This window comes from Methylocystis bryophila (genome assembly GCF_027925445.1).
GTDB lineage: Bacteria > Pseudomonadota > Alphaproteobacteria > Rhizobiales > Beijerinckiaceae > Methylocystis > Methylocystis bryophila.
Genome location: NZ_AP027149.1, coordinates 4,302,403 through 4,314,839, shown reverse-complemented (window position 1 = coordinate 4,314,839; position 12,437 = coordinate 4,302,403). Strand labels below are relative to the sequence as shown.

The window sequence follows — 12,437 nt, the reverse complement described above, 5'->3', positions numbered from 1 at the left end:
CTTAAGGTTTGTTTCAGGCGAATAGCAAGTTGCGAATAGCGAATAGATGAACCACTCTATTCGCTATTCGCTATTCGCTGCTAGCCCCGGCGGTGGTCGGCCGAAAACCCTCTCCCGCGGAGGCGGGAGAGGGAGAATGTAGATTTTACTTGAGCTCGACCTTGGCGCCGGCCTTCTCGAGCTGGGCCTTGATCTTCTCGGCTTCTTCCTTGCTGGCGCCTTCCTTGACCGGCTTCGGCGCGCCCTCGACGAGGTCCTTGGCTTCCTTGAGGCCGAGGCCGGTAATGGCGCGCACTTCCTTGATGACCTCGATCTTCTTGTCCCCGGCCGCGGCCAGGATCACGTTGAATTCGGTCTTCTCCTCGACCGGAGCGGCAGCGGCGGCGGCGCCGCCCGGAGCCGCCGCGACAGCGACGGCGGCGGCGGCCGAGACGCCCCACTTCTCCTCGAGGAGCTTGGCGAGCTCGGCGGCTTCGAGCACGGTCAGCGACGAGAGGTCTTCGACGATCTTTTCAAGATTGGCCATTGTGGTGTCTTCCTTCGGATTGGTTCGATGGTTTGTTACAGAAGGCCTTGATCAGGCCGCGTCTTTGTTGGCGTAGGCCCCGAACACGCGCGCGAGCTTGGCTGCAGGCGCGGTCTGGAGCTGCGCGATCTTCGTCGCCGGGGCCTGGATGAGGCCGACGAGCTTTGCGCGCAGTTCGTCCAGCGAAGGCATGGTCGCGAGCGACTTCACGCCATCGGGATTGAGGGCCGTCGCGCCGAGCGCTCCACCCAGGATCACGAACTTGTCGTGGTCCTTGGCGAAGGTCGCCGCGACTTTGGGCGCCGCCACCGGATCGTCCGAATAGGCGATCAGTGTCGGTCCCTTGAGCAAGGGGCCGATGGAGGCGGCGCTTTCGCCGTCGAGAGCGATCTTGACGAGGCGGTTCTTGGCGACCTGAACGGTGGCGCCCGCTGCGCGAGCCTGCTTACGCAGCTTTTGCATTTGGGCGACCGTCAAGCCGGAGTAATGCGCGACGACGACGACGGAGGTCTTGGAAAAGACCTCCTTCAGCGCCGCCACAGCTTGGGCTTTCTCCGCTCTATCCACGGGTGCTCTCTCTGCAAAGCGGGGTCGTAGCCCCGCCGGTTGCGACATGCCGCCCGCCGCCCCGAGGGGAGCCGGACGGCCTCCGTAGATCCTGTCCCCGCGGCGAAGATCGCTGCGGTTGAGGGGGCGCCGAACCAAATCCGAAGGACCAGGCCCAAGCGGGCCGGCCCCAAATTCGTGGTTTCCCCGTCTGTGCAGGCCGCCAAGCGCCCTTGCGGGCGACTCGGCAGATTAAGCCGCGCAGGGCGAGAAGCCCTTTGCGGACGCCGGCAGTCTCGGACAGGATATGGCCGGACGGGGCGCGGGACTGAGGCCCCGGCCCTCCGGCCTATCCACCGTTTCGCCTTGCGCTGACGCGAGGTTTCAACGGAAGCTCTGATTCCTTATTGAGAGGGGCGGCCGCGCCCGGCCTGCTCCTCGGAACGAGTTATTTAGCCATTTTGCGGCCCCTTGCCAAGAGGGATTTTCAAAAACCTGTTCAAGAAGGGCTTGACAGCCTTATTTTTGCGCCCATGCGGGCTTACGCCTTCGTTCGTCGTGTCGAATCACCGCGTTGCGAGTCGCCGTCCTGCGGACGGCAAAAAATCCGCCAATGGGGATCACGCGCATGGACAGCTCTCTCGACAGCCCGCCGACCCAGGTCGCAACCGCTTTTTCCGCGGAGGAGGCCGCACGCGTCGCCGGCGCGTCTCCCAACGCCCCCATCGTGGGGCCTGACGCGGAGGGCGAAGAGGAAGCCCTGCCGGAAAACGCGGGCAAGTCGATCACCGAAGCGGCGCATATCGTCACGCAGGGACGGCACCGTTTCTACTCCTTGACGCTCTCGAGCGACGTTCTCGCAGCCTGCTGCACCGCCGACACGCGCGCCGAAAATCCGCTCGACGGATTCCAGCGCCTGCTCGATCGGCGCCGGGCGAAGGAGATCGCCAAATACATCGACAGCGGCTTCGGAACGACGCCTTGCGCCGTCATTCTCTCGGCGCAGCCGCAGGCGCAGCTGCGCTACGACCGCGAGAGCGGCCTGCTGCGCTTCCGCAGGGATCCGGGCGCCTTCCTCATCATCGACGGGCAGCATCGCATCTTCGGCTTCCATATGGCCAAGCGGAAGATCAAGGTGCCGGTCGTCGTCTACAACAAGCTGACGCGCGCCCAGGAATGTCAGCTGTTCATGGACATCAACACCAAGCAGCGGCCGGTGCCTCAGGAGCTGCTGCTCGACATCCGTCGCCTCTCCGAGTCTGAGACCGCCGCGGAGGCGCTGCTCCACGATGTTTTCGACCTCTTCGCCAAGAATGAGGACAGCGCGTTGAACGGGCTGCTGTCTCCCGCGGAGCGACGCAAGGGGATGATCTCGCGCGTCACCTTCAACGCCGCCTTGAAGCCGATCGAGAGCATTTTCAATGACGCCAGCGCCGAGGACGTCTATGGCGCGCTCAATCGCTATCTGTCGGTTTGCGCCGAGGGGCTGAGACTGCAGGGCGCGCAGGAGAACATGGTCAATCCGGCGCTGTTCAAAGCCCTGCTGTTGCTGTTCCCCGACATTGCGGAACGCGTGGCGGAACGGGGCGGGGGCGAGCTTCGCGTCGAGGCCTTCCAGCAGATCTTGCTGCCGATGTTCCGCCGGCTGAAGAAGAGCGAGCTGCCGAAGCCGGGCGCCGGCCATCTGGCGATGCGCGAGCACTTCCGCAAGACGCTCACCGCGGGCTTCTCGCTCAAGGACTGGCTGTTCAACTAACGCCTTCCTCAAGGACTGGACATGAGCGCTCGTTTCGTTTGGCGCGCGACCGCCTCCGTTTACCTTCAACTTCTGGCCGTGGCGGCCCTTTCCGCCTCCGCCAAGGCCCAGCCCGCCGAAGGGCAGCCGAATAGCGCCTATGCGAGTGAGGTCTCGCAAATCATTCGGGCGCGCATGCCCCTCGTCAATCCTTACGCCAACACGCCGGCCCCGTGCCCGACCAAGCGGGAATGGGCCTATCCCCTGGCGACGGTCGAGGTCCAGACCTGCTCGGCAAGCTGCTCGTTCCGGATCGGTTCCGACGGGCGGGCGCATGTTACAAGCTGTCGCGCCGATGTGAGCGAGCTTGCTGCGATCTTACGCGAAGCTGTGGTCGGCGCCTCATTCCCGCCTCCGCCCGGCGGCCGATTTGTTGGGGAACAAAGCGTGCGGTTCCACGGCAAGGGCCGAAATCCGGCTTTTCCGTAACCTGCCGTGCGTCTTCTCGGGCGCCGGGCGGCGAAAATCCTGCGTCACGCGAAAGGCTGACGCCTCAGGCCGAAGCGCGCGGGCCCCAACCGCGTCAGGGACGAGCGCGGAAGTCTGTGTCCACCAAGCCTTTGAGCGCTCCCGTAATCTTTTGGGCGGCCCGCCGCGCGTCCGAGACGACGGCCGGCTCGGCGTTCGCCTCGGACGGAGGCGCAGCCGGCGCGCCGTGAGCCTCGTGAGGCTTGGCGACCTTCGCGGGTTTGGATTTCGCGTCGCGGCTCGATCGCGGCTCATGCTTGTCGGATTTGTCGGCGGAATGTTTTTTTCGTTCCTTCGCCGGCTTTGCGGGCTTGGCGACGAGAGCCTCGGGCGTCTGCGGAGCCGCCAGAGCGCGATGCGAAAAAGTGGAAGCCGGTTTTTCGCGCGAATCGAGCTCTAAACTCTTAGAATCGATCACGTGTTCTGCGTTCAGGCGATTCCGCCCGAACGCAGCGTGATCTAAGGGCGCAAGAGGCTCGACGGCAGCCGCTGTCTTCGCGGTCGACGGCGGCGCGACGGCGACGGCCTCCGCAACGGTCGACGCGCTATCCGCGGTCTGCTCGGAGGCAGGGGCTTGCGCCGTCGACTCCTGCGGCGGATCGACTTCCTGCCAGGCGGGGGGAGCCTGGAGCGTCAGCAAGGCTTGCATCCCCGTGTAACCGGCGCCGCCGATGATACAACCGATGGCAATCAGGATCGACGGCGTCGCTAACAGCCGCCGGTAAGACGGCGGAAGCGCTCTCACAGGGCCGGCGGCATATGCGCCGAGCTCGCCTTGGGGCAGGGAATCGATCGTCGCAGATTGCGACGCCTCGACCGCCTGGGACGCGCTTTTCGCTCTCGCCGAGGTCAAGATCGCGGCGAGATCGCTATCAAGCTCGGCGCTTGTCGCCCCCGCGAGCCGACTGACGGGCGCATGCCCCTCACCGCGCTTCTTGAGCCCTGTTAAATTCGTCAACAACTCATGCGTTTCAAAGGAGGCTGTCACGCGCCGACCCTTTTCTTCGCTCAAGGCTCGGGCGGCTCCAAATACGCGGAGCACCCTGCGCAGCGCGCGTCGCCTTACGCAAACACCGCCCGGCCCGCAGAAGTTGCGCCGCGCTCAAGCGCGCCGCCCCAAAAAGCAGGAAGGGACCTTAAGAGCAAGTGACGCAATTGTGGCTGTTTTAAGTCTGAGCTGGGGCGCGACCGCGCTGGTTGGGGGAGAAATGCGCTAAAGCCCCGCCTCTTCCGCCCTTCGCGCGAGCCCGTGCTCGGTCTTGCGCCACAGGTAAGGCTGGCTTCTGAGCTCGCAGAGCGCGCGCCAGGCGGCGGCGCTCTGCATCGCTTGCCAGGCCGGCGCGGCGAGAAGCGCCGGCGCGAGCTTTTGCAGGCCGGCCCGCCGCATGCCGAGAAGGATCGGGCAGAAGGAAGCGAGAAGGCCGCCGAGCGCGAGCGAGCACCAGATCGTCGTAAGCGCGAGCTCGAAGCCGTCTCGGGGATGGAGCAGGTCGCCGAAGAGCGCGCGCCAAAGAAAGGCTGCCGTCAGTGGCGGGCCGACGAGGGGCGCGGCGAAGCCGCCCGCAAACATGCCGAGCGCAGCGAGCGCACGTATTGGCCCCAGATCCTCGAAGAGGCGGCGCGGATCGCGGCAATGCGCCAAGGCCGTCTGCATCCAGCCTTTAAGCCTCGATCCGCCGACGTTCACCAAAATTCGCTGCGGGCCTCCTGGCCTTTGAGAATCAGTGTGATATAAGGATGACTTGTTCGTCGCGGTTCGCATCCGTTCGCCCAGAGCCGGGAATTTTGTTGCGACTGTGTTGCGACGGAGAGCTTTGCGATGAGGACTGGCGGGGCGGGGCTGACCAAAAAAGCGGTGGCGCTGACGCATCGCTCGATCGAGGCCATGAAGCCGGAGAGCGCGCCCTACCGCGTCCCCGACTCGCGCTGCGCTGGGCTCGCCGTCCGGGTCGCGACCGATGGCGTGAAGACCTTTGACCTCGCGTTCAGGATTAAAGGCGGGCGCTCCGTCAGAACTTCCCTAGGAAAGTTCCTCGATGTGGATCTCGACAAGGCGCGCGACCGCGCCAATGAGCTAACAAGGGCTGGGCGGTCTGGAGTTGATCTGCTCGCGGAAGAAAAGGCCGCGCTCGCTGAGAAGGCGAGCCGACTAACGGTCGCTGACCTGATTGAGAATTACTGCCGGAAGCAGGTGCGCGGGAAGCTACGCAGCGGCAAGGAGATTGAGAGCCGACTAAAGCGCGCTCTGGCTCCGAAGCTGGAGACCCCGGCCGAAGAGATCAAGCGCCGAGACCTTCGGGACCTTTTCGACGAAGCCGCCGACGCCGGCGCCCTGCGCGAAGCCGAGAAGCGACGCCAGACTGTCGGCGCGATGTTCCGTTGGGCCGTCTCTCAGGACTACCTCCCTGCTGACCCGACCGCAGGATTGACGGTCTATGACCCCGGCACGCCACGCGAGCGGGTGTTGAGCAATGCAGAGATTCTGGCGCTCTGGTCGTGGCTCGAAGCGGACACCCTCCCACGCGCCCACGTTGACGCCCTCAAGGTGCAGGTCGCTATAGGCGCCCGCTGCGGCGAGGTCGCGGGCATGATGGCCGATGAGGTCGACACGATGAAATGGATATGGACGCTTCCCGCTGCTCGTTCGAAAAATGGGCGCGAAAGAGTTACGCCGCTTGTTGGCGTCGCTCGCGAGATCGTGGAACGGCGCTTGCCAAAGACAGGACCAGTGTTCGCCTCGGAGACCGGACGGCCACTAACCGCAGCCCACGTCGGGCAAGCTCTTTTGGTGAGACGTGAGCGGCTACCGATCTCGACTTTCACGACGCACGACTTGCGCCGGACGTTCGCTACGGCGCTCGACGGCATGGGGATTAGCATCGAACTCATTGCCGCGATCGTCGGGCATGACTCCGCGGTCAACCGGCAGGCAAAGACGTTGGTTCGGCATTATCTGCGAACAGACAAACTCGAAAGAAAGCGCGCTGCACTGGAAGCGTGGGACCGTCGATTGCAGGCGATCATCGCGGGCGAGGATGGCGCGGTGGAGCGCGAGAACGTCACGCCACTAATCAGGACGGCGTGAACGAAGAGACGCGCGGGGATAGGCCGGCCAGCCGACAAGCGAGACAAGCCCACTCGCTTCCCCGCGCTCCACAGGGCGCACGCGAGGGCTCGCGATGAATGATGAAGGCGAAGAAGGAGCCAGCGTCAGCGCTCCTAAGGTGGAACGGATAGGCGCGCGCCCGGCTGAGACAGCCGAATCTCAGATGCAGCGTCACCGCCGTCTCGCGCAACGCGCTCGGCAATCGCAAGCGGAAGAAATTCAGAGCTATTGCAGGGCCTTTGGCGTGGATTACTCGCGGTTAGGCAAGATTGTAGGTGCGTTGAATTTAAAACCTAGCCGCAACATTTTTGCGGGGAGCAATGCCCATGAGCGCAGAATATTAGATATTCAGAAGGGTATCATAGGAATAGCTAGAATTAAGATCGATAATGAGCGCGGTATGCACGAATCAAGGCGAGAAATCTCTTACCATGCGCGGAAGTTAATCGAATCGCTGAAAAATGTTAGCGGCCTAGATGAGAATTTTATGTCACTGCTAAATCATTTATCGAGTGTAGATGAGGGTGGGAACCCGCGTAGATGGACCAAGGAGACCGACACATTCAACAACTATCTGAGGAGTAGGATTATTGATTTGTGGATCGATGTAACCATCCCAGGTCAACGCGGACGTAACGCATTTGTGAAAGACACATGTGAGGCGTTGTCCATAAATGTTCCTTCGACGAAGGCACTAGACGACGCCTTTAAGAGGGCGCGAGGGGTAAAAAAGGAGAAACGGTATTCGCCCAAGAAGGGGGGCGGAAAGTATTAAATTCCGCCCTTCGTGACATCCCATTTCCGCTGTTGTTCTCTCAATCCCGTCGCAACCTTCGCGGAAACGAGAGAGGACAAAATGCAGCTTGCAACGACTTCGCCGGGCGTCACGCTCGCTGATCGGCTCGAGCATGGATATCTCACAATCGAAGAGCTTTGCGCTCTAAAGGCTTGCGGAAAGACGCAAATATACGAGGACATCAAAAGCGGTGCCCTGGAAGTCGAGAAGCACGGCCGCTCGTCCCGGATTCCCGGTCCCGTCGCCAAGGCCTATCGGCCCGGACAACGGCGCCTTTCGACTCCCGACGCGCAGGCCGCGTGATCGATGGCGGCGCCCTCGGAACTGAGAGGGCCGCCTAGCCTGCGCGCTGCGGCTGGCGACCCCCAAAATTTTGCGATGCTTGGCAGCTCGCTCGATACACCAAATGGCCCCGACGAACAAGACGAAGCTTCAATCGATCCGCGTTGGCTCGGTATCGGATTGAACGCCTGCGAACGGGCGCTCAATGAATTCGCGTATCTGACGGTAGGGCATCCTCTTTGGCCAGCGCTCCGCCGGCTCGGAATACGTGACGATCGCGCCAGCGGGCGCTTTCTCGACGCGCTGCAAATCGCCGACGTGAACCCTTCGGGGCCTGGTCGCTTCGACTTCGCCGCCGAGACAGGTCTAAAGCGCAGCACGTTCGCCGCAGTGGTCTTTCCTGTCTTTGACGACCAAGGCGAGACCATTGACGTTGCCGCGTGGGATCTCGATAGCGGCGCGCTGGCCTTGTGGCGCGGCGCGGCGTGCATGCTCGGCGAGGAGAATATCTGCGCCCCGCGCATCGAGCACGACGGCTTGACCGTCCATCCTGACGCGCTCGCGTGGCTTCGCGCCGGCCGGACTGGCGTCATCATCCTGGACCCGGCCCGCGCCCGCTGGCGCCTAGCCGAGGAGCGCCTTGTCGTCGACGATCTCGCCTTTGGGCGTCGACTTCGGGACGCATTGCGCCTTCCCCCGCCGCAAGTGTTCGTCATGGCCAATGACGCGAGGCGCGCCGCATGAGCTCTCAACGCCCGCGCATCGTCTCAATCGAAGAAATCGACGCTGCAGAGCCATACGATAGATACAATCCGCCGGGCGCGCCCGCGGGTCCTCCCCGGGTGAAATTTCACTTGGAACATTGGCGCGACATCGCGTTCACAGGCTTCGCGGAATGGCTCATCAAGCACGTTCTACCCCTGCAAGGGCTGGCGGCGATCTACAGCAAGCCGGGAAGCTTCAAGAGCTTCATCGCCTTCCACATCGCGCTTTGCGTCGCCTTGGGGCGCGCGTGGGGCGGGAGACGCGTCGCTCAGGCCGCCGTGGTTTACATCGGGGCAGAAGGCGCCGCAGGGCTCCGCAAGCGCAAGGCGGGCTATCAAATAGCCGAGCCGGATTTGCCGGGCGATCTCCCCTTCGCGCTCATATCTGCCGCGCCGAATCTCGGAAGCGACAATGGCGACCTTTCCGCGCTCATCGCCGCAATCGAGTCCGCGAACCTCGAGCCAGGCCTGATCGTCATCGACACGTTATCCCGCACGATGGGCGCCGGAGACGAGAACGGCGCGGGAATGACGGCGTTTATTGCGAATGCGGGGGCACTGGCCGAGCACTTCAAGGCGCTGGTCTTGATCGTCCACCACAGTGGCCTCGGCGACGACAAGCGGCTGCGCGGGCATTCGAGCCTCAACGGCGCTCTTGACGCGCAAATCTTGTGCGAGCGCGCCGAGGGCGACCTTGCGGCGACGCTGACCCTCCAAAAGCTGAAAGACGACGCAAGCGATGTGCGGCTGCGCGCGCGCCTCTCCCGAGTCGTTATAGGTCATGACGAAGACGGCGACGAAATCTCGACGCTGGTAGTCGATGAGATCGAGGATGCGGAGGCCGCCAAGATCGAGAAGCCGAGGATTATTCCTCGCGCGCAACGGCTCCTCATGTCCGTCATCGACGACGCTATCGACGACGCCGGGGAAGACCTGCGGCCCTATGGCCCGGGCGGCCCGACTGTTCGAGCGATCACTGACGAGAAAGTCCGGCAGCGTTTCTTCGCCCGCATCGCCGAGCAGGCGGAGCCGGACGAGGACAAAGAAAAACTGTTCGACCGCCAGCGGAAGGGTTTCAAGCGATCCATCGAAGCGGCGCTTAAGGCAGAGAGCCTCGTGGCCGTCGAAAAAAACGGGAGGCGCTTTCTGTGGCTTCCGTGAATTTCCCCCATTCGGACCGGACCGGACATTTCGGACACCCCCTAAAGGGGGTGTGTCCTGTCCGTCCGGTTTCCGTCCCGAGTTATGGCCCGGACATTCGCGGACAAATGTCCGGTTTGTCCGGTTTGTCCGGTCAGCAAGGGGGCGGGCAATGAGCCGGATTCGTCTCCCCAATCGCCGCGCCCATGAGCTGCGCGACCTGGACTTTAACGGCAAGCGCTTCGTCGTCGGCTTCGGCCGGTATGATGACGGCAGACTCGCCGAGTTGTTCATCGACACCGCCAAGCCCGGCTCGACCGATCTCGACCATGTGGCGCGTGACGCTGCGGTCTCCGCCTCTCTTGGACTGCAAAGCGGGATGGATCTGGAAACGCTGCGAGCCGCCGTCTCTCGCGACTCTGACGGCTCCCCTGCCGGTTTGCTCGGCGCAGCGCTCGATCTGGTTGCAGGGGAGAGCGCCCGATGACGAACATCATTGGCGTCGACCTCGGAAGCAAGGGCGCACTGGCACTGCTCAGCCCCGCCGGGGAGCTGCTCGCGGTCGAAGATATGCCGATCTTGCGCGACGGGCCGGCCAAGCGCCCCAATGTCAACGCGCCGCTGCTCGCCGCGATCATCTATCGTTGGGGGGCTTCTAAAGCCTTCGTCGAATTCGTCGGCGCGCGCCCCGGAGAAGGCCCTACAGGCGCGTTTGCCTTCGGCCGCTCGAAAGGTGTCGTCGAGGGCGTTTGCGCCGCTGCTGGCCTTCCTGTGGCGTTTATCACGCCTCCCGTTTGGAAACGCGCGGTCGGCATTCCGCCAGGCAAGGATGGGGCTAAAGACGCGGCCCGCTCTGAAGCCATCCGCCGCTGGCCTGACAAGGCCGCACTGTTCGCCCGCGTCAAGGACGATGGCCGCGCCGAGGCGGCGCTCATCGCCGTCGCCGGACTCACAAGAAAGGAACATCACAAATGACCAAAACGCCTTACCTGAACCCCGACGACCGGCAGGATTTATCGCAGTTTGTCAACGACTTGGTCGATGCGGCCCTCGCCCCGCCGCCGCCGCCGAGGCGACGCGTCCCGCAGCGGAGGCCGCAGCCCGAAGACGTGCGCCCGGCCCTCGTGGCCATGTTTCGTGCCGCTGGATGTGATCCCTGGTCCGACGCTCTCGCCAGCGAACAGATCGAGGCGCTGAAGTTACGCGCCGGCCGGGAGCAGATCCAAGCGCGCCGACAGGTGGCGGCGGCCCCCGCCATGCCGGGCGGGCATTTCGACGCAGCCCCAGGGCCCTCCGGCATCCAACGTATCGGCTCGGCGCGATGACCGACGAACCGCGAAACGCCGCGAAAAAAACGCGGGGACGGCCTTTCGAACCGGGAAACCCCGGCAAGCCGAAGGGAGCCCGCCGCAGGACCACGCAGCTCGCCGAAACGCTCATGAGCGATGACGCCGAGGCGATCGTGAAGAAAGTCGTCGAGGCGGCGAAGGCCGGCGATCTCACAGCGGCGCGTCTCGTTCTCGATCGCATCGCCCCGCCGCGGCGTGACAGTCCCGTCCGCTTCAACCTGCCGCGGATCGAGAGGCCATCGGAGGCCGCAGCGGCGATGACCGCGCTTCTCGAGGCCGTCGCGGACGGCGAGATCACGCCGAGCGAAGCCGATGGCGTCGCGCGGTTGGTCGAAGGCTTCGTCAAGACGCTCGAGACCTCCGAACTGGAAACCAGGATCGCGGCGCTCGAAAGGGCAAACGAAGGAAAACATCGATGATGCTGAAGCGACGCATCGAACGGCTTGAACAAACAACCCTGGCCGCAATCGACATCGCCGGCGAGCTTACCGCGCGCCTGGCGCTCATGCGGCGAGACCCGGCGCGCGCGAGGCGTGAGGCTGACGCGCGATGGGCGCAGGTGCGCCAGGACTACGACGCGGGGATGCTCTCAGCACAAGCCCGCGAACTGTTCGAGCGCGCATATCTCGTGAGGCTCAAATGAACCGGCTCGAGAAGCGGTTGCAAACCCTTGAAGACCGATTCCCGCGGAATCCGTTCGAGGCGCTAACGGACAGCGAAGTGTTCGCGCTGGTCGTGCAGTGCCGCGCCGACGCCACAGGCGAGGCAGTGACTGACGAAGCGTTGGCCACAGTGAGACTGACGCGCGCCGGCTTCGAAGAAACCATGGCGGCATTGCCTGCCGACACAATCGATCGCATCGCCGATTGGGCGGAGCAGCAGGAAAGGACAGGATGATGGGCGGTATTCTTCAAATGGCAACGGCGAGTCCGGTCTCCGCCGCTTCGGCCCTCGCCGGCCCCGCAATCAGTCTCGCCGGGGGCTTGATGAACTATGGCGGGGCGCGGGCGGCCGGAACCGCGTCATACAACGCTGGCCTCTACAGCGCGATGGTCGCGGCAAATAACGCCGTGCTCGAAAACCGCCAGGCCGGGATGACGATGGAGGCCGGCGAAGTCGCGGCTTCAAACCGAGGCTTTCAAGTCAAGCAGCAGGTCAATCAGGAACAGGCTCAGCAGGGGGGGGCCGGGATCGACAGCTCGACGGGTTCTGCCGTGGCGGTGCGAGCGGGGACGAAAGCCGCCGGCATGGCCGATGCGCTCAACATCCGCTCGAACGCTGCGAACCAAGCCTATGCGGAGGAAGTGCAGGCGACCTCCGATCAGAACCAGGCCAATCTCGATGTGATGGCGGCGCGGAACGCCAAGAAGGCAGCAAGGATTCAGGCGCTCACCGGCTTGCTCAACAGCGTCTCGACGGCGGGCACGCAATTCTCCCATTGGGAGTTCGACGCGCCGCCGCGTCTGTTGACGACAGCCTAACAACTCGTCGCCACCGGCCTTCACTGAGCGGGAGAAAATGATGCTTGATGACCTTCGTTACCGCGTCGCCAGCATTGTCGTTCGAACCGGAACGATGATCGCAGTGTGTGTGGCGCCATGGATCGGCGGGGCCGCCGGAGGCGTTAGGATTGCGGAACTGGAACGGCGAGGCGAGAGACCGCGG

18 protein-coding genes are annotated in these 12,437 nt (G+C 63.8%); 14 read left to right on the top strand and 4 right to left on the bottom strand.

Translation table 11 applies throughout. From position 1 onward, the window contains the following. Positions 1–145: 145 nt before the first annotated feature. Positions 146–526 carry a 50S ribosomal protein L7/L12 gene (gene rplL, locus QMG80_RS19995; protein WP_085770769.1) on the bottom strand — a complete coding sequence of 127 codons (381 nt, stop codon included), beginning with the start codon at positions 524–526 and terminating at the stop codon, positions 146–148. Positions 527–577: 51 nt separating this feature from the next. Next, the gene (rplJ, locus tag QMG80_RS19990) at positions 578–1,093 is read right to left on the bottom strand and encodes a 50S ribosomal protein L10 (RefSeq protein ID WP_085770768.1); all 516 of its coding nucleotides are present in this window, start codon (positions 1,091–1,093) and stop codon (positions 578–580) included. Positions 1,094–1,700: 607 nt separating this feature from the next. On the opposite strand from rplJ, the gene QMG80_RS19985 reads away from it, so the two are divergent. After that, positions 1,701–2,828 (top strand): DGQHR domain-containing protein, encoded by a 1,128-nt coding sequence (locus QMG80_RS19985; protein WP_085773544.1) that lies wholly within the window; start codon positions 1,701–1,703, stop codon positions 2,826–2,828. 21 nt (positions 2,829–2,849) lie between these two features. Then, on the top strand, positions 2,850–3,296 hold the full coding sequence (locus QMG80_RS19980) for a hypothetical protein (RefSeq protein ID WP_085770767.1): 447 nt from the start codon (positions 2,850–2,852) through the stop codon (positions 3,294–3,296). A gap of 94 nt (positions 3,297–3,390) precedes the next feature. On the opposite strand, the gene QMG80_RS19975 is transcribed toward QMG80_RS19980, so the two are convergent. After that, positions 3,391–4,323 (bottom strand): hypothetical protein, encoded by a 933-nt coding sequence (locus QMG80_RS19975; RefSeq protein WP_210190842.1) that lies wholly within the window; start codon positions 4,321–4,323, stop codon positions 3,391–3,393. 225 nt (positions 4,324–4,548) lie between these two features. Next, positions 4,549–5,022 carry a hypothetical protein gene (locus tag QMG80_RS19970; protein ID WP_158658618.1) on the bottom strand — a complete coding sequence of 158 codons (474 nt, stop codon included), beginning with the start codon at positions 5,020–5,022 and terminating at the stop codon, positions 4,549–4,551. Between the two features lie 132 nt (positions 5,023–5,154). Here QMG80_RS19970 and QMG80_RS19965 point away from each other — a divergent pair, with 132 nt between their 5' ends. The 12 genes from QMG80_RS19965 to QMG80_RS19910 all read left to right on the top strand — a co-directional run bounded on the left by QMG80_RS19965 (position 5,155) and on the right by QMG80_RS19910 (position 12,253). Next, positions 5,155–6,420 carry a tyrosine-type recombinase/integrase gene (locus tag QMG80_RS19965; protein WP_085770764.1) on the top strand — a complete coding sequence of 422 codons (1,266 nt, stop codon included), beginning with the start codon at positions 5,155–5,157 and terminating at the stop codon, positions 6,418–6,420. 94 nt (positions 6,421–6,514) lie between these two features. After that, positions 6,515–7,216, top strand: a complete 702-nt coding sequence (locus QMG80_RS19960) for a hypothetical protein (protein WP_085770763.1) — start codon at positions 6,515–6,517, stop codon at positions 7,214–7,216. Positions 7,217–7,297: 81 nt separating this feature from the next. Further along, positions 7,298–7,540, top strand: a complete 243-nt coding sequence (locus QMG80_RS19955) for a MerR family transcriptional regulator (RefSeq protein ID WP_085770762.1) — start codon at positions 7,298–7,300, stop codon at positions 7,538–7,540. Positions 7,541–7,615: 75 nt separating this feature from the next. Beyond that, the gene (locus QMG80_RS19950) at positions 7,616–8,263 is read left to right on the top strand and encodes a hypothetical protein (RefSeq protein WP_085770761.1); all 648 of its coding nucleotides are present in this window, start codon (positions 7,616–7,618) and stop codon (positions 8,261–8,263) included. Continuing rightward, positions 8,260–9,444 (top strand): AAA family ATPase, encoded by a 1,185-nt coding sequence (locus QMG80_RS19945; RefSeq protein WP_085770760.1) that lies wholly within the window; start codon positions 8,260–8,262, stop codon positions 9,442–9,444. Before QMG80_RS19950 ends, QMG80_RS19945 begins: the two co-directional genes overlap by 4 nt. Before the next feature lie 151 nt (positions 9,445–9,595). Further along, positions 9,596–9,910 (top strand): hypothetical protein, encoded by a 315-nt coding sequence (locus QMG80_RS19940; protein WP_085770759.1) that lies wholly within the window; start codon positions 9,596–9,598, stop codon positions 9,908–9,910. Continuing rightward, the gene (locus QMG80_RS19935) at positions 9,907–10,398 is read left to right on the top strand and encodes a RuvC family protein (protein ID WP_085770758.1); all 492 of its coding nucleotides are present in this window, start codon (positions 9,907–9,909) and stop codon (positions 10,396–10,398) included. Before QMG80_RS19940 ends, QMG80_RS19935 begins: the two co-directional genes overlap by 4 nt. After that, the gene (locus tag QMG80_RS19930) at positions 10,395–10,748 is read left to right on the top strand and encodes a hypothetical protein (RefSeq protein ID WP_085770757.1); all 354 of its coding nucleotides are present in this window, start codon (positions 10,395–10,397) and stop codon (positions 10,746–10,748) included. The genes QMG80_RS19935 and QMG80_RS19930 overlap by 4 nt, the downstream gene beginning before the upstream one ends. Continuing rightward, positions 10,745–11,191, top strand: coding sequence for a DUF5681 domain-containing protein (locus tag QMG80_RS19925; protein WP_085770756.1), 447 nt, complete (start codon positions 10,745–10,747; stop codon positions 11,189–11,191). The genes QMG80_RS19930 and QMG80_RS19925 overlap by 4 nt, the downstream gene beginning before the upstream one ends. Further along, on the top strand, positions 11,188–11,415 hold the full coding sequence (locus QMG80_RS19920) for a hypothetical protein (RefSeq protein WP_085770755.1): 228 nt from the start codon (positions 11,188–11,190) through the stop codon (positions 11,413–11,415). Before QMG80_RS19925 ends, QMG80_RS19920 begins: the two co-directional genes overlap by 4 nt. After that, positions 11,412–11,669 (top strand): hypothetical protein, encoded by a 258-nt coding sequence (locus QMG80_RS19915; RefSeq protein ID WP_085770754.1) that lies wholly within the window; start codon positions 11,412–11,414, stop codon positions 11,667–11,669. The genes QMG80_RS19920 and QMG80_RS19915 overlap by 4 nt, the downstream gene beginning before the upstream one ends. Beyond that, complete coding sequence (locus QMG80_RS19910) at positions 11,669–12,253, top strand: hypothetical protein (RefSeq protein WP_085770753.1); 585 nt, start codon at positions 11,669–11,671, stop codon at positions 12,251–12,253. The genes QMG80_RS19915 and QMG80_RS19910 overlap by 1 nt, the downstream gene beginning before the upstream one ends. Positions 12,254–12,437: the final 184 nt, after the last annotated feature.